This is a genomic window from Allobosea sp. P4_H5 (assembly GCF_056400825.1).
On the sequence record NZ_JBFUKM010000004.1, the window covers coordinates 252455 to 276450 of the forward strand.

At 66.5% G+C, this 23996-nt stretch carries 24 protein-coding genes; 12 read left to right on the forward strand and 12 right to left on the reverse strand.

Translation table 11 applies throughout. From position 1 onward, the window contains the following. The first annotated feature begins 5 nt into the window (after window positions 1-5). Window positions 6-1124: a PQQ-dependent sugar dehydrogenase gene (locus AC1DS0_RS10320; RefSeq protein ID WP_476814250.1), complete on the forward strand. Its 1119-nt coding sequence runs from the start codon at window positions 6-8 to the stop codon at window positions 1122-1124. A 3-nt stretch (window positions 1125-1127) separates the two neighbouring features. On the opposite strand, the gene AC1DS0_RS10325 is transcribed toward AC1DS0_RS10320, so the two are convergent. Genes AC1DS0_RS10325 through AC1DS0_RS10340 form a run of 4 tightly spaced genes read right to left on the reverse strand, consistent with a single transcriptional unit; the run spans window position 1128 to window position 2884 of the window. Beyond that, entirely contained in the window at window positions 1128-1430 is a 303-nt protein-coding gene (locus AC1DS0_RS10325; RefSeq protein ID WP_476814251.1) for a hypothetical protein, read from the reverse strand. 32 nt (window positions 1431-1462) lie between these two features. Further along, entirely contained in the window at window positions 1463-2224 is a 762-nt protein-coding gene (locus AC1DS0_RS10330; RefSeq protein ID WP_476814252.1) for a class I SAM-dependent methyltransferase, read from the reverse strand. A gap of 4 nt (window positions 2225-2228) precedes the next feature. Beyond that, window positions 2229-2585 (reverse strand): DMT family protein, encoded by a 357-nt coding sequence (locus AC1DS0_RS10335; protein ID WP_476814253.1) that lies wholly within the window; start codon window positions 2583-2585, stop codon window positions 2229-2231. A gap of 38 nt (window positions 2586-2623) precedes the next feature. After that, the gene (locus AC1DS0_RS10340) at window positions 2624-2884 is read right to left on the reverse strand and encodes a SemiSWEET family sugar transporter (protein WP_476814254.1); all 261 of its coding nucleotides are present in this window, start codon (window positions 2882-2884) and stop codon (window positions 2624-2626) included. A gap of 145 nt (window positions 2885-3029) precedes the next feature. On the opposite strand from AC1DS0_RS10340, the gene AC1DS0_RS10345 reads away from it, so the two are divergent. The 3 genes from AC1DS0_RS10345 to leuB all read left to right on the forward strand — a co-directional run bounded on the left by AC1DS0_RS10345 (window position 3030) and on the right by leuB (window position 5993). After that, window positions 3030-4211, forward strand: coding sequence for a lytic murein transglycosylase (locus AC1DS0_RS10345; RefSeq protein WP_476814255.1), 1182 nt, complete (start codon window positions 3030-3032; stop codon window positions 4209-4211). A 186-nt stretch (window positions 4212-4397) separates the two neighbouring features. After that, the gene (locus tag AC1DS0_RS10350; RefSeq protein WP_476814256.1) at window positions 4398-4784 is read left to right on the forward strand and encodes a RidA family protein; all 387 of its coding nucleotides are present in this window, start codon (window positions 4398-4400) and stop codon (window positions 4782-4784) included. Between the two features lie 99 nt (window positions 4785-4883). After that, window positions 4884-5993, forward strand: coding sequence for a 3-isopropylmalate dehydrogenase (gene leuB / locus AC1DS0_RS10355; protein WP_476814257.1), 1110 nt, complete (start codon window positions 4884-4886; stop codon window positions 5991-5993). 75 nt (window positions 5994-6068) lie between these two features. On the opposite strand, the gene AC1DS0_RS10360 is transcribed toward leuB, so the two are convergent. The 3 genes from AC1DS0_RS10360 to AC1DS0_RS10370 all read right to left on the reverse strand — a co-directional run bounded on the left by AC1DS0_RS10360 (window position 6069) and on the right by AC1DS0_RS10370 (window position 9430). Beyond that, on the reverse strand, window positions 6069-6617 hold the full coding sequence (locus AC1DS0_RS10360; protein WP_476814258.1) for a cytochrome b: 549 nt from the start codon (window positions 6615-6617) through the stop codon (window positions 6069-6071). A 59-nt stretch (window positions 6618-6676) separates the two neighbouring features. Next, a complete protein-coding gene (locus AC1DS0_RS10365; protein ID WP_476814259.1) occupies window positions 6677-8422 on the reverse strand; it encodes an ABC transporter ATP-binding protein in 1746 nt (581 codons plus the stop codon). Between the two features lie 87 nt (window positions 8423-8509). Further along, on the reverse strand, window positions 8510-9430 hold the full coding sequence (locus AC1DS0_RS10370) for a helix-turn-helix domain-containing protein (protein ID WP_476814260.1): 921 nt from the start codon (window positions 9428-9430) through the stop codon (window positions 8510-8512). Between the two features lie 241 nt (window positions 9431-9671). Between AC1DS0_RS10370 and AC1DS0_RS10375 the strand changes: the two genes are divergently transcribed. Then, entirely contained in the window at window positions 9672-10436 is a 765-nt protein-coding gene (locus tag AC1DS0_RS10375) for an SH3 domain-containing protein (RefSeq protein WP_476814261.1), read from the forward strand. Between the two features lie 228 nt (window positions 10437-10664). Here AC1DS0_RS10375 and AC1DS0_RS10380 read toward each other — a convergent pair whose 3' ends face one another. From AC1DS0_RS10380 to AC1DS0_RS10395, 4 genes are all read right to left on the reverse strand, one after another. Beyond that, window positions 10665-12620, reverse strand: a complete 1956-nt coding sequence (locus tag AC1DS0_RS10380; RefSeq protein ID WP_476814262.1) for a bifunctional 2',3'-cyclic-nucleotide 2'-phosphodiesterase/3'-nucleotidase — start codon at window positions 12618-12620, stop codon at window positions 10665-10667. Between the two features lie 195 nt (window positions 12621-12815). Further along, the gene (locus AC1DS0_RS10385) at window positions 12816-13649 is read right to left on the reverse strand and encodes an HTD2 family dehydratase (protein WP_476814263.1); all 834 of its coding nucleotides are present in this window, start codon (window positions 13647-13649) and stop codon (window positions 12816-12818) included. Between the two features lie 4 nt (window positions 13650-13653). Next, complete coding sequence (locus AC1DS0_RS10390; protein ID WP_476814264.1) at window positions 13654-14811, reverse strand: acyl-CoA dehydrogenase family protein; 1158 nt, start codon at window positions 14809-14811, stop codon at window positions 13654-13656. Between the two features lie 7 nt (window positions 14812-14818). After that, on the reverse strand, window positions 14819-15961 hold the full coding sequence (locus AC1DS0_RS10395; protein WP_476814265.1) for a CaiB/BaiF CoA transferase family protein: 1143 nt from the start codon (window positions 15959-15961) through the stop codon (window positions 14819-14821). A gap of 224 nt (window positions 15962-16185) precedes the next feature. Here AC1DS0_RS10395 and AC1DS0_RS10400 point away from each other — a divergent pair, with 224 nt between their 5' ends. From AC1DS0_RS10400 to AC1DS0_RS10430, 7 genes are all read left to right on the forward strand, one after another. Then, a complete protein-coding gene (locus AC1DS0_RS10400) occupies window positions 16186-17481 on the forward strand; it encodes an ABC transporter substrate-binding protein (RefSeq protein WP_476814266.1) in 1296 nt (431 codons plus the stop codon). A gap of 163 nt (window positions 17482-17644) precedes the next feature. Further along, complete coding sequence (locus AC1DS0_RS10405) at window positions 17645-18550, forward strand: branched-chain amino acid ABC transporter permease (protein WP_476814267.1); 906 nt, start codon at window positions 17645-17647, stop codon at window positions 18548-18550. Then, on the forward strand, window positions 18550-19503 hold the full coding sequence (locus AC1DS0_RS10410; protein ID WP_476814268.1) for a branched-chain amino acid ABC transporter permease: 954 nt from the start codon (window positions 18550-18552) through the stop codon (window positions 19501-19503). Before AC1DS0_RS10405 ends, AC1DS0_RS10410 begins: the two co-directional genes overlap by 1 nt. Next, window positions 19500-20249, forward strand: a complete 750-nt coding sequence (locus tag AC1DS0_RS10415; RefSeq protein WP_476814269.1) for an ABC transporter ATP-binding protein — start codon at window positions 19500-19502, stop codon at window positions 20247-20249. The genes AC1DS0_RS10410 and AC1DS0_RS10415 overlap by 4 nt, the downstream gene beginning before the upstream one ends. 3 nt (window positions 20250-20252) lie before the next feature. Continuing rightward, window positions 20253-20948: an ABC transporter ATP-binding protein gene (locus AC1DS0_RS10420; protein WP_476814270.1), complete on the forward strand. Its 696-nt coding sequence runs from the start codon at window positions 20253-20255 to the stop codon at window positions 20946-20948. A 198-nt stretch (window positions 20949-21146) separates the two neighbouring features. Further along, entirely contained in the window at window positions 21147-22580 is a 1434-nt protein-coding gene (locus tag AC1DS0_RS10425) for an aldehyde dehydrogenase family protein (RefSeq protein ID WP_476814271.1), read from the forward strand. Window positions 22581-22687: 107 nt separating this feature from the next. Then, window positions 22688-23416 (forward strand): class I SAM-dependent methyltransferase, encoded by a 729-nt coding sequence (locus AC1DS0_RS10430; protein ID WP_476814272.1) that lies wholly within the window; start codon window positions 22688-22690, stop codon window positions 23414-23416. A 3-nt stretch (window positions 23417-23419) separates the two neighbouring features. On the opposite strand, the gene AC1DS0_RS10435 is transcribed toward AC1DS0_RS10430, so the two are convergent. Next, the gene (locus tag AC1DS0_RS10435; protein ID WP_476814273.1) at window positions 23420-23965 is read right to left on the reverse strand and encodes an Lrp/AsnC family transcriptional regulator; all 546 of its coding nucleotides are present in this window, start codon (window positions 23963-23965) and stop codon (window positions 23420-23422) included. Window positions 23966-23996: the final 31 nt, after the last annotated feature.

Here is a 23996-nt window from a genome sequence, read left to right on the forward strand (position 1 = left end):
TGTCGATGCGTCCCGTTCTGGCTGCCGTCCTTGCCCTGGCCCTCGCGGCAGCGCCCGCGACAGCCCAGCAGCGCTATCCGTCGAGCGCCGGCGAACTCGTCGTGGAGACGGTCGCGAGCGGGCTGGAGAATCCTTGGGGCCTCGCTTTCCTTCCGGACGGGCGCATGCTGGTCACGGAACGCCCCGGCCGCCTGCGGCTGGTCGGCAGCGACGGCAAGCTTTCGCCGCCGATCTCGGGCGTGCCCAATGTCGTGGCGCGCGGGCAGGGCGGCCTGCTCGATGTCGTGCTCGATCCGAACTTCGCCCAGAACCGCTATCTCTATCTCTCCTTCGCCGAGCCGCGCGCCAACGGCAACGGCACCAGCGTCGCCCGCGCCCGGCTGAGCGCCAATGGCAACGCGCTTGAGGGTCTCAGCGTGATCTTCCGGCAGATGCCGACCATCGCCAGCAACATGCATTTCGGCTCGCGGCTGGTCTTCGACCGGACAGGCGCGCTCTTCGTCACTGTCGGCGACCGCTACAGCCAGCGCGACCAGGCGCAGAACCCGGAGAACCATCTCGGCAAGGTGCTGCGCATCAAGCCCGAAGGCGGTGCTGCCGAGGGCAATCCGAAGAAGCCGGGCTGGGCGCCGGAAATCTGGTCGATCGGCCACCGGAACGTACAGGGCGCCGCTCTCAACCCGCAGACGGGCCAGCTCTGGACGGCCGAGCATGGCGCACGCGGCGGCGACGAGATCAACACGCCCAAGGCCGGTCTCAACTATGGCTGGCCGGTCATCACTTACGGCATCGACTATTCCGGTGTGAAGATCGGCGAGGGCACCTCAAAGCCCGGCATGGAGCAGCCGCTGTTCTACTGGGATCCGTCGATCGCGCCCTCAGGCGCGGCCTTCTACACCGGCGATAAATGGCCGGCCTGGAAGAACTCGCTCTTCGTCGGCGCGCTCGCCGGCCAGCTGCTGGCGCGTCTTTCGACCGATGGCGAGAAGGTCACCGGGGAGGAGCGCCTGCTGACCAATCTCGGCGAGCGCATCCGCGATGTTCGGCAGGGGGCGGACGGTTTCCTCTATCTGCTCAGCGACGATTCGAACGGGAGGGTGCTGCGGGTCAGGCCGGCGCGCTGAACCTCACGGCCCGCAATCCCATTCGCGCTCGACGACGAAGACCTTGCGGGTCGCAAGATGCCCGTTCGTGTCGTAGAGGTCGCCGACAAAGTACTCGGTACCGGCCGCATCGCGCACGCTGCGGTCGACCTGCAGCGACCAGCCATAGCCGACCCGGTTTCCGCCCTTCCAGTCACGATGCAGATTGCCGGTCGAAGCCGAGGCGAGGATGCGGGCGCGCTCGTCGCTCGGCGAGCAGGTCGGTCCGGCAAGAGCTGCACTCGACAGAGCGGCAGCGCAAAGGGCGAGCGTCATCGGCTTGAGCAAGGCAGGCGTCCTTCGGGAGAGTCCGGGCAGAATCAGGTGATCTCGGCGAGCCGCGTATCGAGCGACAGAACGAGGCACCAATGTGGCTCGAAGTCGGCTCCCAGCGGCCAGATCTGCTCCTTGAAGATCGTCAGCATGACCGCCTGATAACGCTCGAACCAGTCGCGCTGGCAAAGCACGAACTTGGTCGCGCCGACAATGGTCTCCCGGTCGATGATGCACAGCGGAACGATGTCGGGATTGGCCGCAAGATACGCCTGAACCGCGACCATCAGCGTCGGGTAGCCGGGATGCAGCATGTCGTCGAGTACGATCAGGCCGCCCACGGCGAGGCAGGCGGTGGCGAGCGTGAGGTCCTTGGTGAGCGCCGCACGCGAATGCTCGCCGTCGATATGGATGAAGCGCAGCTTGTCGCCGCTTGCATGGCCGATCAGTTCGGCCGGCGACATCGCGCCGGCATCGGCCTTGATGGTGACCCGGCGCTCAGGCGCGATACCGTGCTTCAGGCAGTTCGCTTCGAACCGGTCCTTCACCTGCGGGTTCGGCCATTCGAAGATGTCGATGCCCAGCGCGATCTCACCGGGTTCGAGCGCATGGGCCAGCGCGATGAAGAAGCGGCCTTCGAAGGCGCCGATCTCGGCGATCGGTCCGCTGACACCGTTCTCGGTCTGCAGCCGCAGCAGCCGTGCGCAGATCGTCGCCGCGAAGCGCGAGGACATGCCGACGACGCGATCATAGCCCTCGGCGAGATAGGCCTCGACGGCAGGATGACCGGAGTGCGGGATCGGCGCCATCGCGTCAGCCCTTGGCGTGGAAGATGAAGAAGGCGCCGGCTGCGATCAGGGCAAAGCCGATCGCATGGTTCCAGGTCAGCTGCTCCTTCAGCCAGAACACCGAGAAACCGGCGAAGACGCAGAGCGTGATCACCTCCTGCATCGTCTTCAGCTCGGCTGCCGAATAGACGGCGGAGCCGATGCGGTTGGCCGGGACGGCGAGCATGTATTCCGGCAGGGCGATCATCCAGCTCGCCAGGATCGCCAGCCAGATCGCCGTGCTCTTGTAGGAGAGGTGGCCGTACCAGGCGAAGGTCATGAAGACGTTCGAGCCGATCAGCATGCCGATCGGCAGGAGATGGGCGGTGCTGAGAGATGGCATGGTGGAATCCGGGATCGTGTGGTGGGCGGGACGGAGGGTCAGCCGTAGCGCAACTTCATCGTCAGGATAACCAGGACGAGCGCCAGCGTGACCGTATTGGCGCCGATCAGCGGCCAGGAGGCGATCAGCACGCCATAGATCAGCCAGAACACGATGCCGGTCGCGAACAGTGCCTGCGTCCACAGCGAGATGCCGCTGGTGTCGCGCGTCTTGATCGTCTGCCAGGCCTGCGGCAGCCAGCAGAAAGTGGTCAGCAGGGCGGCACAGAAGCCGAGCGCTTCGATGGCGGCGGTGGACATGCGGGCCTGTCGACGATTCGCGCGGGAGTCGAGATCGATCAGACATAGCCGGTTTCGGCGTTCCGCGCTCGGCAGGCGTCGCATGGTTAACCTCCGTTAACCGCAGCGCCCTAGATTCGCGCCAATCCTGCGATTCGGTGGACCCATGCGCGCATTGATCCTGGCCTTGCCTCTCGTCCTCGTAGCCGCGACCGCGGCCCGGGCCGATTTCGATTCCTGCGTCGCCGGGTTGCGTTCGGCGGCTGCGGCCAAAGGCGTTTCCGGCGCCACCTTCGATCGCGCCATGGACGGCGTCACGCCCGACATGAAGGTGATCGAGGCGATGAACAACCAGCCCGAGTTCAAGACCCCGATCTGGGATTATCTCGGCACGCTGGTCGACGACGAGAAGGTCGCGGAAGGGCGCTCGATGATGCGCCAGCACGCCTCGACCCTCGCCGCCGCCGAACAGCGCTTCGGTGTCGATCGCCATACCATCGCGGCGGTCTGGGGCGTGGAAAGCGATTTCGGCAAGGCGAGGGGCAAGATGCCGCTGGTCCAGGCGCTTTCGACCGGTGCCTGCCTGGCGCCGCGCCGCAACGCTTTCTTCAAGGGCGAACTGATCGCCACCCTGCAGATCATCCAGCGTGGCGATGTCCGCCCCGAGCGGCTGTTCGGCTCCTGGGCCGGCGCCTTCGGCCACACCCAGTTCATCCCCTCGACCTATCTGCGGCTCGCCGTCGATGGCGACGGCGATGGCCGGCGCGATCTCGTCGATTCCATCCCCGACGCGCTGCATTCGACCGCAAACTTCATGGCCAAGGCGGGCTGGGTCACCGGCGCGACCTGGGGCTATGAGGTCCGCGTGCCGGGTGGATACTCCGGCCCGACCGGACGCAATCCCAAGCAGCCGGTCTCGTCCTGGGCGGCGCGCGGCATCGTCAAGTTCGACGGCTCGGCTCTCTCCGGCTCCGGCAATGCCGGTCTCCTGATGCCGGCCGGCCGCAACGGCCCGGCTTTCCTGGTCTTCAAGAATTACGACGCCGCCTACAGCTACAATGGCGCGGATTCCTATGCCCTCGCGATCTCGCTGCTCTCCGACCGCCTGCGCGGCCGGCCGGGCGTGCAGGGCGACTGGCCGACCGACGACCTGCCGCTCTCGCGCGAGCAGCGCCGCGAATTGCAGCGCCTGCTGACCCAGCGCGGCTACAATGTCGGCGAGCCCGACGGTGCCGTTGGCGCGCTGACGCGGGCGGCGATCAAGGAGATCGAGGCCAAGATCGGCATGCCGCAGACCGGTCGTCCGGGCGAGAAGGTCCTGCGCGCGCTGAAGGGCGGGCGGGTCTAGCCGCGGTTCCAGAAAACGGGTGGCCTCTGCTGCTCTCTTGCATGAAAGGTTCGGTCATCCCGGACAAGCCGCGTGAGCGGCGCCGATCCGGGATCCATGCCTGAACCTCCATCGGAAATGCTCCGGCATGGATCCCGGGTCTCCCTTCGGTCGCCCGGGATGACCAGTGTTTCATCCGGAGAAGCAATGCGCCGTCTCATCTCCACCGGCTCGCCCTTCGAGCGCGCCTTCGGCTATTCGCGCGCCGTCGTCGACGGCGATCTTGTCTTCGTTTCCGGCACCACCGGCTACGACTACGCCACGATGACGCTGCCGGAGGACGCCGCCGAACAGGCGCGCAACATCTTCCGCACGCTGGAGGCGGTGCTCACCGAAGCCGGCTCCAGCCTCGCGCAGGTGGTGCGGGCGCAGTATTTCGTCATCGACCGGAGCTATTGCGAGCCGGTGCTCGCCGTTTGCGGCGAGGTCTTTCGTGAGATCCGGCCGGCAGGGGGAATGTACATCGTCGCCGGCCTGCTCAAGCCTGAGATGAAGGTCGAGATCGAGGTCACGGCGCGGCTGACATCGTCCTGAGTGTCCGTCGCAGCGGGGCAGGGCTGCAATCCCGGCCTTGCGCCCATCGCAGCGCGCCCCTAAGCAGCCAGCGCATTTCTGTTGCGCGAGGCTCAATCGATGGCGAACCACAAGCTCCTGCTGCTCCCCGGCGACGGCATCGGCCCCGAGGTGATGGGGCAGGTCGAGAAGATCGTCTCCTGGTTCGAGAAGCAGGGCCTCGGCTCGTTCTCGCTCGAGCGCGGCCTCGTCGGCGGCATCGCCTACGACACGCACAAGGCGGCGATCTCGGAAGGCGACATGAAGCTCGCCCAGGAGGCCGATGCCGTGCTCTTCGGCGCGGTCGGCGGCCCGAAATGGGCCGATGTGCCGTACCAGCATCGTCCCGAGGCTGGCCTGCTGCGCCTGCGCAAGGATCTCGGCCTGTTCGCCAATCTGCGTCCGGCGATCTGCTATCCGGCGCTGGCCTCGGCCTCGTCGCTGAAGCCGGAGGTCGTCGAAGGCCTCGACATCCTGATCGTGCGCGAGCTCACCGGCGGCGTCTATTTCGGCGAGCCCAAGGAGATCGTCACCCTTGAGGATGGCTCCAAGCGCGGCGTCGATACCCAGCTCTATACGACCGGCGAGATCGAGCGCATCTGCGCCGTCGCTTTCGAGCTGGCGCGCACCCGCCGCAACAAGGTCTCCTCGGCCGAGAAGCACAATGTCATGAAGACCGGCGTGCTCTGGAAGCAGACGGTCACCGCGCTGCATGCCAAGAGCTACAAGGACGTCGAGCTCGAGCATGTCCTCGCCGACAACTGCGCCATGCAGCTGGTGCGCTGGCCCAAGCAATACGACGTCATCGTCTGCGACAACCTCTTCGGAGACATCCTCTCCGACGTTGCGGCGATGCTGACCGGTTCGCTCGGCATGCTGCCCTCCGCCTCGCTCGGCGCCGAGGACAAGGCGACCGGCAAGCGCAAGGCGCTTTACGAGCCCGTGCACGGCTCGGCGCCCGACATCGCCGGCAAGGGCCTCGCCAATCCGATCGCGATGATCGGCTCCTTCGCCATGGCGCTGCGCTATTCGTTTGGCGCCGGCGAGGCGGCCGACCGGCTTGAAGGCGCGATTGCCGACGTGCTCGGCGCCGGCACCCGCACCAAGGACATCGCCGCGCCCGGCGCCAACGCCGTCTCGACCACCGAGATGGGCGACGCCATCGTCAAGGCGCTCGAAGCGCGCGGCTGATCGAAGCAGGATCGCCGGCTTGGGATGCCGCTTGGTGGCGGCATCTGGCCGGCGGCGCTCCGCTGCCGGTTGCCGTCAGTGGCCCGGCAGCATCCGGCGCAAGACCGAGTCGCGCAGCACGAGATGGTGCCAGAGCGCGGCGAGTGCATGCAGGCCGGCGAAGCCGACCAGCGCATAGGCGGCGAGCTCGTGCACTTCCTTGACGGGGCGGCTGACTGTCCGCGCTGCGGCTTCCATCAGCGGCGGAAACGCCGCGAAGCCGAGATCGAGCCCCTGTCCGCGTAGCAGCGAGTAGGCGAGGCCGACTGCCGGGACCGCGAGCATCAGCAGGTAGAGCGCGGCATGACCCGCCCCGCCCGCTCGGCGCATGCCGACGGAGAGTTCGGCCGCCGGAGCGACCGGATGGCTGAGGCGCCAGGCGACGCGGAGCAGCACGAGCAGCAGGATCGCGACGCCGATCACCTTATGCAGCTCGGTTACCGCATATTTCCAGCTCTTCGGAAAGTCGTCGACGGTCAGGCCGAGGGCGAAGGTGGCGAGGATCAAGGCGGCGACCGACCAGTGCAGTGCCCTCGCTACCCGGTCATAGCGGGCTGCGGCGGCGGGAATGGCTGAAGCTGACATGGTACAGTGCCTCTGATTAGAATGCTTCTAATCTAGATGCCGATGCTGCGCTGCAAAAGTTAAACTTTGTCCATCTGTGTCGGCTGCACCTGGCCGCCGTACTGCGCCTCGTGCAGGCGCCGGTAGATGCCCGGTCGCTGCACCAGCTCCTGATGTCGGCCCTGCTCGGCGACGCCGCTCTCGTCGATGACGATGATGCGGTCGGCGTCCTGGATCGTCGCAAGGCGATGGGCGATCACCAGCGTGGTCCGGCCCCTGGACAGTTCGGCGAGTGAAGCCTGGATCGCGCGCTCGGTCTCGGTGTCGAGCGCCGAGGTCGCTTCGTCCAGGATCAGGATCGGCGGGTTCTTCAGGAACATCCGGGCGATGGCGAGGCGCTGCTTCTGCCCGCCCGAGAGCTTGACGCCGCGCTCGCCGATCACGGTGTCGAGGCCATCAGGTAAACGCGCGATCATCTCGTCGAGCCGGGCGCGCCTGGCGGCCTCGATGATCTCGTCCTCGCTCGCTGTCAGCTTGCCATAGGCGATGTTCTCGCGGAGCGTGCCGGCGAACAGGAAGACGTCCTGCTGGACGATGCCGATCTGGCCACGCAGTGAGGCCAATGTCATCTGGCGGATATCGATGCCGTCGATGCTGATCTTGCCGCCTTCGACGTCGTAGAAGCGCGGCAGCAGCGAGCAGATCGTCGTCTTGCCGGCTCCTGACGGACCGACGAAGGCGATGGTCTCGCCGGCGCGGATCGCAAGGTCGATACCCCTGAGGATCGTACGGTCGGGTGTGTAGCCGAAGCTGACGTCCTCATAGGCGATATCGCCCTTGAGATCGGAGACTGCGATGGCGCCCGGTAGGTCGGCGATATCAGGCCGCGTATCGAGGAAGTCGGTGTAGCGCCGGAAGCCGGCGATCCCCTTCGGATAGGTCTCGATCACCGAGTTGATCTTCTCGATCGGCCGGAAGAACACCGTCACCAGCAGCAGGAAGCCGACGAAGCCGCCGGCGCTGAGGTCGCCGATCAGCACGTAATAGGCGCCCGCGATCATCACCGCCATCTGGGTCAGGCGCATGCCGAAATAGGAGAGCGAGGTCGAGGCCGCCATCAGCCGGTAGGCGTCGAGCTTGGTGCGGCGATAGCGCTGGTTGTCCTGCGCGAACAGGCTGCGCTCATGCTCCTCGTTGGCGAAGGCCTGGACGACGCGGATGCCGCCGACATTCTCCTCGATCCTTGCGTTGAACGAGCCGACGCTGCCGAACAGTTTTTGCCAGTTCGCCGTCATCCGCCGGCCGTAGCGGCTGGTCAGCCAGGCGATCAGCGGCACGATCGTCGCGGTGATCAGCGCGAGCTGCGGATGAACCGTCAGCATCAGCACGAAGGCGCCGATGAAGGTCATCACCGCGATGAACAGGTCCTCCGGCCCGTGATGGGCGACCTCGCCGATCTCTTCCAGGTCCTTGGTCAGGCGCCCGACGAGATGGCCGGTCTTCTGGTTGTCGAACCAGCCGAAGGAGAGCTTCTGCAGGTGGTCGAACGCCTTGCGGCGCATCTCGGTCTCGATGTTGATGCCGAGCATGTGGCCCCAATAGGTCACCACCACCATCAGGCCGGCATTGATCAGATAGATCGCCAGCAGGCCGAGCGAGGCCAGCACGATCAGGCTCCAGTTCCCGCTCGGCAGTAGCTGGTCGACGAACAGCTTCACCGCGATGGGAAAGCCGAGCTCGAGCAGGCCGGACACGACGGCGCAGCCGAAGTCGAGCAGGAAGAGCCCGCGATGCGGGCGATAATAGGCGAAGAAGCGGGCGAGCATGGCGTGCGGGCTTTAGCACGCGGCGCGGCGGCGGGCCATGAGCTGCGGGCGGGGCAGGGGCGGTCGCGACGCCGGTCTCCCGGCAGTTCAGCGGGCGCTGACTTGCCTGTTCCTCGCCGCTTCCCGGAATTCTCCGGGCGCCATGCCGAACTCGCGCCGGAACATCCGGTTGAAATTGGCCTGATCGAGGAAACCCGACCTGAATGCGACCGAGCCGATCGCCGTCGCGGGCTCCGCCAGCAGGAGATCGCCGGCATGTTGCAGCCGCGCGGCCCAGATCGTCGCAGCAACGCCCGCCGGCTCGTGCTCGAAGGCACGATAGAGCGAGGCGCGGGAGCAGCCCAATGCGGTCGCCAGGGATTCGACGGTCAGCTCCGGGTCGGCATGGCGCTGCGCGATCAACTGGCGGGTCGCGGCCAGAAGCGATGGCCGGTCGCACTCCATCGTCCGGGCAGCGTCGCCGGCAAGAGCGAGGCGCGCGAACCGGACGGCGATGTCGACGGCAGCGCTCCGCTCGTCGGCAGACAGCGCATTCATCTCGGTTGCGAGGGCGCGCAGATGGGAGATCAGGAGCTTGACCGCGCCGCCCTGCGCCAGGCGCCCGACGCTCTGGCGGCCGGCGCTTCGCTGGAACACCACGCCGAGCTCCCGGTGCTCCAGCCAGTTCGCCCGGATCGGCCGGGCGAAATCGCTGACATAGACGTCACCTGCCCGCAGCAGCAGGCGATGATCGTCGAAACTCACCTCGGACCGGCCGTCCAGGACAAGACCGACATAGATCTCATCGCCATTGTCGGCGCGGCAGCGATGCTGCGAGCGCTCGACACGCACCTGCGTCGAGAAATGGTCCCAGAACTCTCCCGCCTCGCCGGCAGCCCGCCTCAGCCGCGCATGAAAAGGCGTAGCCGCTTCGTCGCGCCTGTCGACCGCCATGCGCTTGAGCACGGTCTGCGACCAGAAACCGAGCGGGTCTTCCCGCTCGAGCCCGCTGGTCGAAATCTCCATCATCTCAGCTTTGAGTCCTGGATCGAGGTTGGTCGTGCGTGCTGCCTGAGACGCGCCGGCTTGAAACCGATCAGCCGGGTATCCGCGGCAGAATCAACGAATCCTAGCGAGATTGGCCTGCCCGAGACGACCGGACAAGCCGGTACGAGACACTACGCCTAACAGTTCCTTGTGCCGGCAATTCACAGTGGAACCGGAATCTGCCGGAGGAGGGCGAGTGCCCAGCCCAAGCCGCTTGTCTGCAATGCTCTTCGCCCGGTTTGCGCGACATGCGCTCGTCGCTGCCGCTGCCGGCCTGGCGCTTATCCTCGCCTCTCATCCCGTCTTGGCTCAATCGGGGCGGGGCGGTTCCTTCGCCGGCACCTGGTCCGTGCAGGTTGCGGACGCCTTCGGGAGCCGGCAGAGCTGCAGCATCGAGCTGACGGGGCCGGGCAGCATCATGGGGGCGTATCGCGCCAATCCTCGCGGCTGCGGCTCGGCCCTCGTCAGCGTGTCGCGCTGGCAGGCACGGCGCGGCGGCATTTCGCTGAACGACATCTCCGACCGGCCGCTCATCATGCTGCGCTTCGGGCGGGGAGGGTTGTTCGGAACCGACGAGGCCGGGCGTCCAATCCGGCTGACCGCCTTCGGGATGCAACCCGGCTACGAAACGGTTCAGCCGTCATTCGGATCCGCACCGTTCTCTTCGGGATGCTCCGTCTATTACGGGCAGTCGCAGCGCTGCGCGGAGTCCAGGGACCTTGCAGCGCCGCGGCTCGCACCGGGACAGACCGCGACGGTCAGGATCGTCTATCCCGCCAATCTGCGCCAATTCCCCTCGCTCGGCGCGCCGCTGCTGGCGCTGATCCCTCTCAACACCTGCGTCGCCGCCGATTCCTGCGCGCGACAGGGCGATGGAGCAGAATGGTGTCGTATGCGCTGGTCCGGCCTCACCGGCTATGTCGTGAAGACCTTCGAGCGCGACGGGCGGCGCCAGATTCTCTTTTCCAACCGCTGCGGGTCCGGTTGATGTCGGGACGGTCCGGTCCCTTGGCGGCGATGTTCCATGCTGCTTGCGAAGGGGCGCCTTCGCCCGGTTCATCTGCGCTGCCGTGGCTTCTGCACCCCTGACGTCGATCCCGGCGCGAGCGGCACAGGTCTTTGCCGCTCGTCGAGCGCAAGGCGCCGGTAGCGGAAGCCGCCCTCGATTGGCGCATCTCCAAGGAAACGCCCGCTTCTGAAACGCCGGAAGCGGCGGTTAGCCGCCCAGCCGGTATTTCACGAAACCCTCGCCGGCATCGCCGACCGGCTGCGCCTTCAGCGTCTCCGGCTTCTTACTCACCGCCGCCGGCGCGGTCGGGAAGGTGACGTTGACGTTCGCCGGTAGCGGCTTCAGCGACCAGTTGTTGTCGGCAGCCGGGTTGATCGTCTTCTTCTCGATGATGAAGCGCACGATCACGTCGCGGTTGAGGTCGGGCGCCTCCAGCACCACCGTCGTCTTGGTGCCCGGGAAATTGCCGCCGCCGGAGGCGCGGTAGTTGTTGGTGACGACGATGAACTCGGCTTTTTCGTCGATAGGCTTGCCCTGGTAGGCGAGATCGATGATGCGATGGGCGTCCGGCGCCGCCAGCTTGCCGTCGCCGTCATAGCGCGAGGCCTGCGTCACATCGATCTGGTAGCTGACGCCGTCGATCACGTCGAAATTGAAGGCCGGGAAGCCGGGATTGATCAGCGGCTGCTCCTCGGATTTCGCCACGTCGATATGGTTGAAGATGCCGGCCGAGCGCTCCAGCCATTCGCGGATCTGCGCGCCGGTGACTTTCACGATCTGCACCGTGTTCGGGTAGAGATAGATGTCGGCGACGTTCTTGATCGCGATCGGCCCGGCCGGAATGTCGGTGAAGAAGGCCGGCCCGGCGCGCCCGCCCGACTTGAACGGCGCCGCGGCCGAGAGGACAGGCAGGTCCTTGTGCGGCGTCTGCGCCATCAGCGGCTTGGCATAGGCGATCTGCGCCTCCGCCACGATCTGCACCGACGGGTCGTCGGCGACGAGGGCGAAATAGCTGTTGATCGGGGCGCTCGTGGTGCCGACCGGCTCGCGCATATAGGTCAGGGTCGCCTCGTGGTCGGCCTTGACGGTGGCGAGCACGGCCGCATCCACCTCCGCCTTCGGCACGATCTTGCGGTCGGGCGTGCGCTCGTAGATCGGCTTGGGATCGACCTTGAAGTCGGCGATGCGCCAGCGCCCGTCGCGCTTCTCCAGCTCGAGGTCGACGATGCCGACATGCGAGCCCCAGAAGCCGGGCTGGCAGGCCGGCTTGCCGTGCAGCGAGCCCTTCTTGTTGTCGACGCCCGGAATACCGTCGAAGGCCTTGCCGCCGGGGAAAACGAGGTGCTGGTGGCCGGTCAGCACGACGTCGATGCCGTCGAGCTTGGCGAGATGCAATGCCGCATTCTCCTCGCCGCCCTTGCGCTCGCCGCCGGCGATGCCCGAATGGCAGAGGGCGATGGTCAGGTCGGGATGGGCGAGCGCGATCTCCGGCAGGTATTTCTGCGCGGCGTCGACGATGTCGGTCGCCGTCACCTTGCGGTCGAGATTGCCCTTGTCCCACTGCATGATCTGCGGCGGCACGAAGCCGATCACCGCGATGTTGAGGACATGCCTCGTCCCGGCCTCGTCCTCGAAGCTCTGCTCGAAGATGCGCCAGGGCTCGATCAGCGTGCCGCCGCCGACCCGGTCGACATTGGCGCAGACGATCGGGAACTCGGCGCGGGCGAGGCCGTGCTCGAGGAAGTCGAGCCCGTAGTTGAACTCGTGATTGCCGAGCGTCCCGCACTGATAGGGCAGGGCGTTCATCGCGGCGATCATCGGATGGGTCTCGCCGGCCTTCAGCCCCTTCTTGTAGGCGACGAAATCGCCGAGCGAAGAGCCCTGCAGGAAGTCGCCATTGTCGAAGAGCAGACTGTTCCTGGCCTCCGCCTGGGCCGCCTTGATCAGGTTCGCGGTCTTGGCGAGGCCGACAGTGTCGTCGGGCGCGTCGCGGAAGTAGTCGTAAGGCACGACGTTGACATGAAGGTCGCTGGTCTCCAGCAGCCGGAGCTTGAGCTTGGCTGGGGCCTGCGCTGCCAACGGCGTGGCCAGCGCTCCCGCCGCGGCGATGGCGGCCCCGGCCTTGAGCGTGTCACGGCGGCTGAAACGGGGGGCGCGGTCCATCGTCGGCTCCTGAAGCGAGGTGCAGCGAGAGACGCTAGCACCATGGCAGGACCGTGACACCGGGGAAGATGGGGGTGCAGCCGTCATGCTCGGGCTTGACCCGAGCATCTCAAGCCGAAGGAGGCTCCAATCAGCGCCTTCTTGTCATGAGATTCTCGGATCTGCGCTCCGCTCCGTCCGAGAACGACGCGAGTGCTACCGGCTCACCCCTTCCATTCGCACCCGCCCGTCGGCGCCCTCGGTCCAGGCGGCGATGGCGCCATCCGGGAGCCGCTTCGCCTTCACCTGGAACGCTTCGCCGGCGATCAGCGGCGCGAGCCCGCGATAGTCGAGCCGGATCGGCTCGCCGCCGGAGAGGGTAGCGATGATGTTCATGATCAGCGTCGCCTGGATTGGCCCGTGCACGATGAGCCCGGCATAGCCCTCGACGCCGGTGACATAAGGCTGGTCGTAATGAATGCGGTGGCCGTTGAAGGTGAGCGCCGAATAGCGGAACAGCAGCACCGGGTCTGCCTCGACCGTCCAGGCCAGGTCGGCCGGGCGCGGCTCGGCAGCCGCAGCTGGCGGCTCGGAGCTTGGCTGGGTCGCCTCGCGATAGACGATGTTGTGCCGCTCGCGCAGCGCGACGCCACGAGCCGTGACGAGCTCATGGTCGACCGCGACGAAGCAGAGCGGACCGGTGCGGCCGTCCTTGTAGGAGACGTCGCTGATTGCCGATCGGCGGGTGACTTCGTCACCGGTTCGTAGGGGCGTGATGATCTCGATCCGGCCGCCCGCCCACATCCGCCGTGGCAAGGGGACCGGCGGCAGGAATTTGCCCTTGGCTGCGTGCCCGTCCGGTCCGAGCGCCGCCATCGGCGAGATCGGCGGCGCGAGGCACCAATGCAGGGCGAGCGGCGCCTCGCCTTGCGGGTATGGCGCCAGGTGAGGAGAGAACGTCGCCTCATAGCTGGCGACGAGCCGCGGCGTGATCAGGTCGGACGCCTCTTCCGAGCGGCCGATCCAGGATTGCAGATGGTCGATGTTCATAGGCTTAATAGCTGCGTGGCATGCCGAGGACATGCTCGGCGAGATAGGACAGGATCAGGTTCGTCGAGATCGGCGCGACCTGGTAGAGGCGCGTCTCCCGGAACTTGCGCTCGATGTCGTATTCCTCGGCGAAGCCGAAGCCACCATGGGTCTGGATGCAGGCATTGGCCGCTTCGAAGGAGGCGTCGGCCGCCAGCATCTTGGCCATGTTGGCCTCGGCGCCCGGATTGGCGCCGGCCTCGTAGAGGGAGATCGCCTCGCGCACCATCAGTTCGGCCGCGCGCATGTTGGCGTAGGCCCTCGCGATCGGGAACTGGATGCCCTGGTTCTGGCCGATCGGCCGGCCGAAGACTTGGCGTTCCTTGGCGTAGGTCGAGGCCTTGTCGATGAACCATTTGGCGTCGCCGACGCACTCAGCCGCGATCAGGATGCGCTCGGCGTTCATGCCGGAGAGGATATAGCGGAAGCCCTTGCCCTCCTCGCCGACGAGGTTGGCCGCCGGCACCCTCACATTGTCGAAGAAGACCTCGGTGGTGGCGTGGTTCATCATCGTGCGGATCGGCCGGATGGTGAGGCCGGCCTGCAGCGCCTCGCGCATGTCGAGGATGAAGACCGAGAGTCCGTCGGTGCGCTTTTGCACCTGGTCGCGCGGCGTGGTGCGGGCGAGCAGCAGCATCAGGTCCGACTGTGCCGCCCGGCTGGTCCAGATCTTCTGGCCGTTGACGATGTAATGATCGCCCTCGCGTCGAGCCGTCGTCCTGAGCGCGGTGGTGTCGGTGCCGCTGGTCGGCTCGGTGACGCCGAAGGCCTGCAGGCGCAATTCGCCTGAGGCGATCCCGGGCAGATAGCGCTGCTTCTGCTCGGCGCTGCCATGACGCAGCACCGTGCCCATCACATACATCTGGGCATGGCAGGCGCCGCCATTGCAGCCCTGGCGCTGGATCTCCTCCATGATCGCCGCCGCGGCCGAGAGGGTCAGGCCCGCCCCGCCATACTCTTCCGGGATCAGCGCCGAGAGGAAGCCGCTTTCGGTGAGCGCCGTGACGAACTCGGCCGGATAGGCCATCTCGCGGTCGAGCTTGCGCCAGTACTCGCCGGGGAAGTCGGCGCAGAGCTTCGCGACTGCCTCGCGGATGTCGGTGTGATCGTTGGCTGTCGTCATGCTCATCTCAGGCTGATCGCGCCGCCTTTGCCGCGAATTCGCGGCGCAACGCTTCATCATGTTCGCCGAGGCCAGGTGGCGCCCGCATCGGCACGCGCTGGCCGTCGACCAGCACCGGCGGTGCCAGCACGTCGATGGGGCCGTTCGGAGTCGGGACGGGCAGGGCGGTCGCGGCCGGATGGTCGATCAGGTCGGCCATCGTCGAGACCGTGCCGTAGGCGATGCGGGCCGCATCGAGCCCGGCCGCCGTCTCGGCGTAGGAGCGAGTGATCAGGATCGCCTGGATCGCGGCATCGAGGGCAGGGCGATTGCGCACGCGCAGCACATTGCTGGAAAAGCGTGGATCTTCGAGCAGGCGGCCATCGCCGAGCACGTCGCGGGCCAAAATCTGCCATTCGCGCTCGCTCTGGATCGAGATCAGCACCTCGGCATCGGCGAGGCGGAAGACGCCATAGGGCGCGATCGAGGGGTGGGCGAGGCCGAGCCGTGGCGGCTCGATCCCGCCATAGCGCCGCGTCAGATAGGGCACGTTCATCAGGTCGGCGATGGTGTCGAACAGCGAGAGCTGGATGCGCGAGCCCTCGCCGGTGCGCCCGCGCCGGATCAAGGCTTCCAGGATCGCGGCATAGGCCGCGTTGCCGGTGGCGATGTCGGCGATCGAGATGCCGATCCGCGTCGGGCCTGAGTCAGGGCTGCCGGTGACGGCGGCAAGGCCGGCTTCCGCCTGGATCAGCAGGTCATAGGCCTTCTTGGTGTAGTGCGGCGTGCCGGGCGCATAGCCGGAGATGTCGCAGGTGATCAGCTTGCGGTGTCGCTGGCGCAACGCCTCGCTGCCGATGCCTAACCGGTCGGTGGCGCCGGGCGCGAAGTTCTGGATGAAGACGTCGGCTTCAGCCAGCATCGCCTCGACCAAGGCAAGGTCTTTCGGGTCCTTGAGGTCGACCCGGCAGGATTCCTTGCCGCGGTTGATCCAGACGAAATAGGAGGAGAGGCCCCCGGCATAGTCGTCATAGCCGCGCGAGAAATCGCCTTCCTCGCGCTCCAGCTTGATGACGCGGGCGCCGGCATCGGCGAGCCGGCAGCTCGCCAGCGGAGCGGCCACCGCCTGCTCCAGAGCCACCACCAGGATTCCATCGAGAGCATTGGTCATCAGTCAGTCGCGCACCTTCCGTTCCGCGCGAGAGATCGTCGTCGGCCTGATGAAGTCAAATAGCGTTTCGCGATGGCTGCCATAGCGCCTGCTCCATAGAAAAACCCTATGGCCTTCATCGCTTTATCCTTCTTGTCCGACTGCTGGCTCTATGCGCCCCTTTTCGCCGGACGAGGCGCCGCTCAAGAGCGCCCGATGTCATGCGAGGTTCAGGGAGGATGCTCATGAAGACGATGAAACTGGCGCTGGCCGCGCTGGCAGGCACGCTGCTCGCAAGTTCGGCTCTGGCGCAGGACAAGCCGAAGGAGCTGGTGGTCGGTATCGCCACCTTCCTGTCGGGGCCGGCTTCGGTCTTCGGCGTGCCCGGCCGCAATGCCGCTGACCTCCTGATAGCGGAGATCAACGCCAAGGGCGGCGTGCTCGGCGTGCCGCTGAAGCCGGTCTATGTCGACGAGGGCGCCGGCACCAACCAGCTGCTGTCCGAATATCGCCGCGTTGTGCAGGAGCAGGGCGCACAGGTGATGCTGGGCGCGATCTCGTCCGGTTCCTGCAATGCGCTCGCACCCGTCGCCGAGGACCTCAAGGTCGTCAACGTGATGTGGGATTGCGGCACGCAGACCATCTTCGAGGACGGCAAGTGGAAGTATTCGGTCCGGACGCAGGCTCATGCCGGCGCCGAGATGATGGCGACGCTGCTCTACCTGATGAAGGTCAAGCCCGACTTCAAGAGCGTCGCGGTGGTCAACCAGGACTATGCCTGGGGCCGTGAATCCTGGGCTCTGCTGCAGGCCGGCCTCAAGGCGCTGAAGCCCGACGTCAAGGTCGTCGCCGAGCTCTTCCCGAAGTTCGGCGCGCCGGATTTCTCGACCGAGATTACAAGGCTGTCGGCGCTGCGGCCCGATGTCGTGATTTCGACCTCCTGGGGTGGCGATCTCGATACCTTCGTCCAGCAGGCGGCAGCGCGCGGCCTGCTGAAGCAGTCGACCTTCGTGCTGCCGCTGGCCGAAAGCTCGCTGGAGCGCCTCGGCAATGTCCTGCCGGAAGGCGTGATCGTCGGCTCGCGCGGCGACCATTACTGGCGGCATCCCAAGCACAAGGACACGCCGGAGATGCAGTCCTTCGTCAAGGCGTACAAGGACAAGACCGGCGTCTATCCGATCTACCCGACCTTCCACATGCAGCAGGCTCTGACCGGGCTGGTGAAGGCCTATGAGAAGGCCGGCGCCGGCGGCAAATGGCCGAGCAAGGAGGAGGTGATCGCCGCCTTCGAGGGGCTGGAATTCAAGTCGCTGACTGGCACGATCACCATCCGCGGGGATCATCAGGGGCTGGAGGACCAGCTGCTCGGCACGACCAAGCGCGTGCCGGACTATCCCTTCGCCGTCTATGACAAGATGGCGCTCTATCCCGGCAAGTTGGTGACCACGCCGCTCGGCGAGAAGTCGCTCGACTGGTTCGCCAAGGTGAAGCCCGACCTCGTCACCGACAAGTCGATCGAGACCTTCGACTACGCGAAGTAGTCTCCTTGCATCCACGCCGTCATCCCGGACAGGCCGCGCAGCGGCGCTGATCCGGGATCCATTCCTGAACCGTTCCGGAATGGGTCCCGGGTCTCCCTTCGGTCGCCCGGGACGACCTGTGCGGAGAGCGGGCGCTCAACTAAAAACCTGAAGAACGGACCGCATGCCTCCTGAAATGCTTCTCCTCGCCGCGCTCGACGGCCTGGCCTATGGCTCGCTGATCTTCCTGGTCGCGGTCGGGCTGTCGCTGATTTTTGGCGTGCTCGGCATCGTCAATGTCGCCCATGGCTCGTTCTATGCGATCGGCGCCTATGTCGCGGCGGCTGGTGTGCTCGCGCTCGGCGCGGCCGGCCTGCCGACCTGGCTCGCCTTCCCGACTTTGCTGATCGCGGCCGCGCTGGTCGGCGTCCTCGTCGGCGGGCTGGTCGAGATCGCGCTGCTGCGCCGCGTCTATGGCAAGGAGGAGGTGCTGCAGCTGATCGTCACCTTCGCCGTCTTCATGATCCTCGAGGACGCGCAGAAGGTCGTCTTCGGCGTGCAGCCCTATTTCGCCAACGCACCGATGAACTGGCTCGGCACGGTCGAGGTCTTCGGCATCTTCTACACCACCTACCAGCTGATCCTGATGCCGCTGGTTGCGCTCGCGGTGCTGCTCGGCCTGCGTTTCTTCCTGCGTCGCACCAGCTTCGGCCGCGCGATCGTCGCGGTGACGCAGGACCGCGAAGCCGCGACCGCCATGGGCATCGATGCAGCGCGGGTCTACCTGATCACCTTCATCATCGGCGCCTCGCTGGCGGCGCTCGGCGGGGCGCTCGCCTCGGCCACTACCTCGCTGACTCCTGGCATCGGAGCCGGCACGCTCGTCCTTTCCTTCGCCGTCGCTGCGACCGCCGGGCTCGGCCGGATCGAGGGCGCGGCGGTGGCGGCGCTGCTGATTGGTCTCGGCCGTTCGGCCGCGGTCTATTTCGCGCCGGAGTTCGACGTGCTGATCCCCTATCTCATCATGATGCTCGTGCTGCTGGTCCGCCCCCAGGGCCTGTTCTCGACCGTGCAGACGAGGAAGGTATGATGACGCGCCAGCTCGTCTTCGGCCTGGCGCTGATCGCGGCGCTCGCCGCCTTTCCGCTGTTCTCGCCCTGGTCGACGGTGATCCTGACCGTCGCGCTCTGCGAGGGCCTCGCGGCGCTTGGCATCATGGTCCTGCTGCGCGCCGGCCAGGTCTCCTTCGGCCACGGGCTGTTCTTCGCGTTCAGCGCTTATGCCGTCGCCTTCCTGGCCGCGGCCAAGGTCGGCCATGAGGCGCTGATCCTGATCCCTGTCGGCATGGCGGCGTCGGGCCTGCTCGCGGCGATCGTCGGCCTCTTCGTCGTGCGCTACCGGGCGATCTTCTTCGGCATGCTCAACCTCGCCATATCCATGGTGTTCTTCTCGCTGCTGGAGAAGCTGTTCTCAATCACCGGCGGCGCCGACGGGAAGCGCGTGCCGCGGCCGACCTTCGCCGGCATCGAGTTCGGCCGCGAGCAGTTCGAGCTCGCGACCTTCTACGTCACGCTGGTGCTCTGCATCCTCGCTGCGCTCTTCGTCGCCCGCTATCTGCTTTCGCCCGGCGGCAAGGCGCTGGAGGCGATCAAGTCGAACGAGACGCGGCTCGAATATCTCGGTGTCTCCCCGCGCAAGGTGCTCTATGGCGCCTATCTGCTCTCCGGCCTGCTGGCAGGACTGGGCGGCGCGATCATCGCACTGGTCTCCGGCCATGTGACGCCGGAACTGGCCTATTGGGTGCGTTCCGGCGAGTTCGTCTTCATCGCGATCTTGGGCGGCATCGGCGGCGTCGCCGGGCCCTTCCTTGGCGCGCTGATGTTCCAGATCATCCGCGGCTATGCCGCGGTCTACGCGCCCGAGACCTGGCATGCCGTGCTCGGCGTCATGTTGCTGGTGATCATCTTCTTCGCGCCGGCGGGGCTCTACGGCATCGTCGCGGGCAAAGGCGGCAAGCCGCAGCGTGAGGAGGGCGGGCGATGAGCGGCGTCATCCTCGAGGCGGACGACCTGCATCTGCGCTTCGGCGGCGTGCAGGCCGCGAACGGCGCCTCGCTCAAGGTCGCGGCGAACGAGCGCATCGCCATCATCGGCCCGAACGGCGCCGGCAAGACCACCTTCATCAATCTCTGCACCGGCTATCTCAAGCCGCAATCCGGCCGCGTCGTCTTCAATGGGCAGGATGTGACGCGACTCTCGCCGCAGGCGATCACCCGCCTCGGCATCGGCCGCTCCTTCCAGATCCCGCAGCTCTTCCTCGATAACACCGTGATCGAGAACCTGCTGCTGGCGCTCTCCGCACGCGAGGGTTCCTGGTCGCCCTTCCTAGCCATGCAGCGCCACCCCAAAGCCGAGGAGATGTGGGCGCTGCTCGACCTGGTCGGCCTGAAGGAGACCGGTAACCGCATCGTCCGCGAATTGCCGGAGGGCATGCGCAAGCTGATCGACATTGCCGTCGCGCTCGCGCTCGAACCCAGGCTGATCTTCATGGACGAGCCGACCAGCGGGGTGTCCTCGACCGAGAAATTCCAGGTGATGGATACGCTGACCCGCGTGCTCGATGCCCGCGCCACCACGGCGGTCTTCGTCGAGCACGACATGGACGTGGTTGCGCGCTACGCCAACCGCGTCGCGGTCTGGGCCGGCGGGCGCATCGCGCATCAGGGCACGCCGGAGGAGATCCTCAGCCATCCAGAGGTGCGCGAGACCGTCATCGGGGTGGGGGTGTAGCTCATGCTGGAAATCAGGGAGCTCTCGGCCGAGATCGAAGGCGTGCAGGTGCTGCGCCGGGCCACGCTGTCGCTGGAGGAGGGCGCGACCGTCGCCCTGATCGGCCGCAACGGTGCCGGCAAGACCAGCCTGCTCCGCGCCATCATGGGCTTCATGAAAGTCACCGGCGGCGCGATCAGTTTCGACGGCAAGCCGCTCGATACGGTGAAGGCGCATGAGCGGCCGCGCCTCGGCATCGGCTATGCGCCGGAGGATCGCAGGCTGTTCTCGACCTTCACCATCGAGGAGAATATCCGCCTGCCGGCCGAGGTGATGAAGCTTGGTGAGGCCGAGATCGCCCGCCGTTTGGAGCGCATCTATGCCGTGCTGCCCGAGCTCGCCGAGCTGCGCCAGCGCTCGGCGGCGGGACTCTCCGGCGGGCAGGGCAAGATGGCGGCGCTCGCTCGCGCCCTGATGGTCGGCAGCCGCGTCATCCTGCTCGACGAACCTTTCCAGGGCCTCGCCCCGGTGCTGGCCAACCGCTATGCAGCCGCCCTGCGCGCCCTGCGCGACAGCCATCCCGACATCGCCTTGCTGATCACCGAATCCAACCCCAGTCTGCTGCGCAACTTTGCAGGCAGGGCCTATGCGATCGAGCGCGGCGAGGTCAGCGAGACCGTGCTGGCGCAAAGCTCGCTCGCCGCGGCCGGGCTGCATTGAAAGGTGCGGGCAAGCCCTCCCCCCTTGTGGGGGAGGGTTGGGAGGGAGGGTATGCAACCCGCTGCCTGACATGATTTTCCGTGCGGCGGATGCAAGGCGCCCGGCCGTGCGGCTGACTACCCCCCTCTCTATCTCTCCCCCACAAGGGGGGAGAGGACAGGTCGAGGTTCGCTTCGAAGGATTTGGAAGGACGGCTACATGACCCAGCACTTCATCAACGGCCGGCATGTCGCCGGGCGCACCGGCGAGACCATGGCTGTGCTCGCGCCGGCGACCGGCGAGGAGTTCACCCGCATCGCCTGCGGCACTGCCGAGGATATCGACGATGCGGTGCGGGCCGCCCGCGCCGCCTATGAGGGCGCCTGGGGCAAATTGACCGCGGCCGAGCGGGGCCGGCTGATCTCCAGGCTCGCGCTGAAGGTCCAGGACCATTTCGATGAGCTGGCGCGGATCGAGGCGCAGGACACCGGCAAGCCGATGGCGCAGGCGCGCGCCGATATCGACGCGACAATCCGCTATTTCGAGTTCTATGGCGGCGCGGCCGACAAGGTCCACGGCCACATCATCCCATTCCTCAACGGCTACAATGTCAGTGTCGTGCACGAGCCTTATGGCGTCACCGGCCATATCCTGCCCTGGAACTATCCGGCGCAGATGTTCGGCCGTTCGCTGACCGCCTCGCTCGCCATGGGCAATGCGGTGGTGCTGAAGCCGGCCGAGGACGCCTGCCAGACGGCGCTGCGCCTCGCCGAGCTCGCTACGGAAGTCGGTTTCCCGGATGGCGCGATCAACATCGTCACCGGCCGCGGCCATGAGGCGGGCGAGGCGCTCTGCCGCAATCCCGGCGTCGGCTTCATCTCCTTCACCGGCTCGCCCCAGGTCGGCCAGATCATCCAGAAGGCCTGCGCCGACAACTTCATCACCTGCACGCTCGAGCTCGGCGGCAAGTCGCCCCAGATCGTCTTCGACGATGCCGATTTCGATGCGGCCGTGCCGATCGTCTGCAAGGCGATCGTCCAGAACACCGGGCAGACCTGCTCGGCCGGCAGCCGCGTGCTGGTGCAGAAGACCATCTATGATGACTTTGTCGGCGCGGTCGCCAAGCAGTTTTCCAAGCTGCGCGCCGGCACGCCCGAGATGGACCTCGATTGCGGCCCGGTGATCAACGCCAAGCAGCGCGGCCGGGTGCAGAGCTTCGTCGATCAGGCGCGCGAGCAGGGCATCCCGGTGCTTGCCGAGGGCGCGATTGCCCACGGCGTGCCCAATGGCGGCTTCTATGTGACGCCGACCCTGTTTGGCCAGGTGCCGCGCGGCAACCGGCTGGAGCAGGAGGAAGTCTTCGGGCCCGTCCTCGCCGCCTTCTCTTTCGACGACGAGGAGGACGCTGTGAAGCTCGCCAACTCCACGCCTTACGGCCTCGTCGCCGGCGTCTGGACCAATAATGGCGGCCGCCAGCAGCGCGTCGCCAAGCGCGTTCGCGCTGGCCAGGTCTTCATCAACGGCTATGGCGCCGGCGGCGGCATCGAGCTGCCCTTCGGCGGCACCGGCAAGAGCGGTCATGGTCGCGAGAAGGGCTTCATGGCGTTGGAGGAGTTCGCCGTGGCCAAGACGATCGTGCACAAGCACGGGTGAGGCGGAACAGGTAAGATCGCGGCCTGGTTGTTCATCCGTAAGGAGTAGCTTGGGATCGTACGAGAACAGGTCTTGCGCTCCATTGCGGGCGCAAGCATTCATTTGTCATGGGCATGCGTCCGGCTGGCGATACCGTCGATATCCTGGAGAAGTTGCTTGCGCCGCTGCAGGGCCGGCGCATCCTCGACATCGGCTGCGGGCGGGGCAACCTGCTGCAGGCGCTGGGAGAGCGTGGAGCCAGCGTCGCCGGACTCGATCCTGACGAGGCTATGCTGGAGGTTGCGCAGGCGCTCGTGCCCAAGGCCGCGCTGAAGCAGGGCTGCGCCCAGCTTCTGCCCTGGGGCGACGCCAGCATGCATGCCGCGATCTTCCTCAACAGCCTGCACCATGTTCCGGTGCCGGACATGCTGCTGGCGCTGGAGGAGGCTGCTCGCGTTGTCGGCAAGGGTGGTAGCGTGATCGTCGTGGAATCGCTGTCGGAAGGCTCGTTCTTCGACACGCTGCGGCTGATCGAGGACGAGACCGAGGTCCGGCAGGCGGCACAGGATGCGATTGTCAGGGCGAGGCGCCGCGGCATCGTCAGCGAGATCAGGCAGGTCGAGTACGACCGGATCGAGGCGTTTCCCGATGCCGAGGCCTTCATGGCGCGCGCCGTGGCGATCGACCCTTCGCGCGAGGAGCGGGCGCAGGCGGCGCGCGGCAAGCTGCTCGCCCGCTTCGAGGCGCTCTCGGATCATGAGAAGGGCGGCTATGTTCTGCACCAGCCGCTGCTATTGCACCATCTCAAGGTGCCGTTCGCGGCTAGGCCGTCAGGCAACTCTGAGATGTTCGGCTGAGGCTCAGGTGCTGCCGACGCCACGCGGATCCTTGACCCGCCCCGGCCATTCGCCGGTGATGCCCGGCTGGACGGGCCGCTCCAGATAGGTCGAGAGCACGACATAGCTGCGGGTCGCGGTGACGCCGGGCACGTCGTAGATCTTCGCCAGCAGGCCTTCGAGCGCATGCGTGCTTTCGGTGCGCACCTTGAGCATCATGCAGGTGTCGCCAGCGACCGAATGGATCTCCTCGACCTCGGGATGGGCCTCGATCGCCAGCAGCGTCGTCGTCTTGCCCCAGCCAGTAGTGTCGACATGGACGAAGGCGAGCAATGTCTTGCCGGTCGCCTCCGGGTCGATCAGCGCTGCGACCCGCTTGATCGCGCCCGAGCGCCGCAACCGCTTGACCCGCTCATGCGCCGCTGGCGGCGAGAGGCCGACGCGCTCGCCGAGATCGGCGTAGCTGATCGTCGCATCCTCGACCAGAACGCCTAACAGCTTTCGGTCCATCGCATCGAGTTCGCGCTCCGATCCACGGCTACGCCGAACGCCATCTGTTTTTTCGAGCATTCGAGATTCCTCGATTGAACCTGAATTTCAT

Excerpts from the sequence above, each read along its gene's own strand:
- AC1DS0_RS10430 (WP_476814272.1), top strand. The coding sequence starts at position 22,688 with ATGGGCATGCGTCCGGCTGGCGATACCGTCGATATCCTGGAGAAGTTG.
- AC1DS0_RS10365 (WP_476814259.1), bottom strand. The coding sequence starts at position 8,422 with ATGCTCGCCCGCTTCTTCGCCTATTATCGCCCGCATCGCGGGCTCTTC.
- AC1DS0_RS10405 (WP_476814267.1), top strand. The coding sequence starts at position 17,645 with ATGCCTCCTGAAATGCTTCTCCTCGCCGCGCTCGACGGCCTGGCCTAT.
- AC1DS0_RS10320 (WP_476814250.1), top strand. The coding sequence starts at position 6 with ATGCGTCCCGTTCTGGCTGCCGTCCTTGCCCTGGCCCTCGCGGCAGCG.
- AC1DS0_RS10330 (WP_476814252.1), bottom strand. The coding sequence starts at position 2,224 with ATGGCGCCGATCCCGCACTCCGGTCATCCTGCCGTCGAGGCCTATCTC.
- AC1DS0_RS10420 (WP_476814270.1), top strand. The coding sequence starts at position 20,253 with ATGCTGGAAATCAGGGAGCTCTCGGCCGAGATCGAAGGCGTGCAGGTG.
- AC1DS0_RS10390 (WP_476814264.1), bottom strand. The coding sequence starts at position 14,811 with ATGACGACAGCCAACGATCACACCGACATCCGCGAGGCAGTCGCGAAG.
- AC1DS0_RS10400 (WP_476814266.1), top strand. The coding sequence starts at position 16,186 with ATGAAGACGATGAAACTGGCGCTGGCCGCGCTGGCAGGCACGCTGCTC.
- AC1DS0_RS10360 (WP_476814258.1), bottom strand. The coding sequence starts at position 6,617 with ATGTCAGCTTCAGCCATTCCCGCCGCCGCAGCCCGCTATGACCGGGTA.
- AC1DS0_RS10340 (WP_476814254.1), bottom strand. The coding sequence starts at position 2,884 with ATGTCCACCGCCGCCATCGAAGCGCTCGGCTTCTGTGCCGCCCTGCTG.
- AC1DS0_RS10410 (WP_476814268.1), top strand. The coding sequence starts at position 18,550 with ATGACGCGCCAGCTCGTCTTCGGCCTGGCGCTGATCGCGGCGCTCGCC.
- AC1DS0_RS10425 (WP_476814271.1), top strand. The coding sequence starts at position 21,147 with ATGACCCAGCACTTCATCAACGGCCGGCATGTCGCCGGGCGCACCGGC.
- AC1DS0_RS10380 (WP_476814262.1), bottom strand. The coding sequence starts at position 12,620 with ATGGACCGCGCCCCCCGTTTCAGCCGCCGTGACACGCTCAAGGCCGGG.
- leuB (WP_476814257.1), top strand. The coding sequence starts at position 4,884 with ATGGCGAACCACAAGCTCCTGCTGCTCCCCGGCGACGGCATCGGCCCC.
- AC1DS0_RS10370 (WP_476814260.1), bottom strand. The coding sequence starts at position 9,430 with ATGATGGAGATTTCGACCAGCGGGCTCGAGCGGGAAGACCCGCTCGGT.
- AC1DS0_RS10435 (WP_476814273.1), bottom strand. The coding sequence starts at position 23,965 with ATGCTCGAAAAAACAGATGGCGTTCGGCGTAGCCGTGGATCGGAGCGC.
- AC1DS0_RS10350 (WP_476814256.1), top strand. The coding sequence starts at position 4,398 with ATGCGCCGTCTCATCTCCACCGGCTCGCCCTTCGAGCGCGCCTTCGGC.
- AC1DS0_RS10345 (WP_476814255.1), top strand. The coding sequence starts at position 3,030 with ATGCGCGCATTGATCCTGGCCTTGCCTCTCGTCCTCGTAGCCGCGACC.
- AC1DS0_RS10375 (WP_476814261.1), top strand. The coding sequence starts at position 9,672 with ATGCTCTTCGCCCGGTTTGCGCGACATGCGCTCGTCGCTGCCGCTGCC.
- AC1DS0_RS10385 (WP_476814263.1), bottom strand. The coding sequence starts at position 13,649 with ATGAACATCGACCATCTGCAATCCTGGATCGGCCGCTCGGAAGAGGCG.
- AC1DS0_RS10335 (WP_476814253.1), bottom strand. The coding sequence starts at position 2,585 with ATGCCATCTCTCAGCACCGCCCATCTCCTGCCGATCGGCATGCTGATC.
- AC1DS0_RS10395 (WP_476814265.1), bottom strand. The coding sequence starts at position 15,961 with ATGACCAATGCTCTCGATGGAATCCTGGTGGTGGCTCTGGAGCAGGCG.
- AC1DS0_RS10415 (WP_476814269.1), top strand. The coding sequence starts at position 19,500 with ATGAGCGGCGTCATCCTCGAGGCGGACGACCTGCATCTGCGCTTCGGC.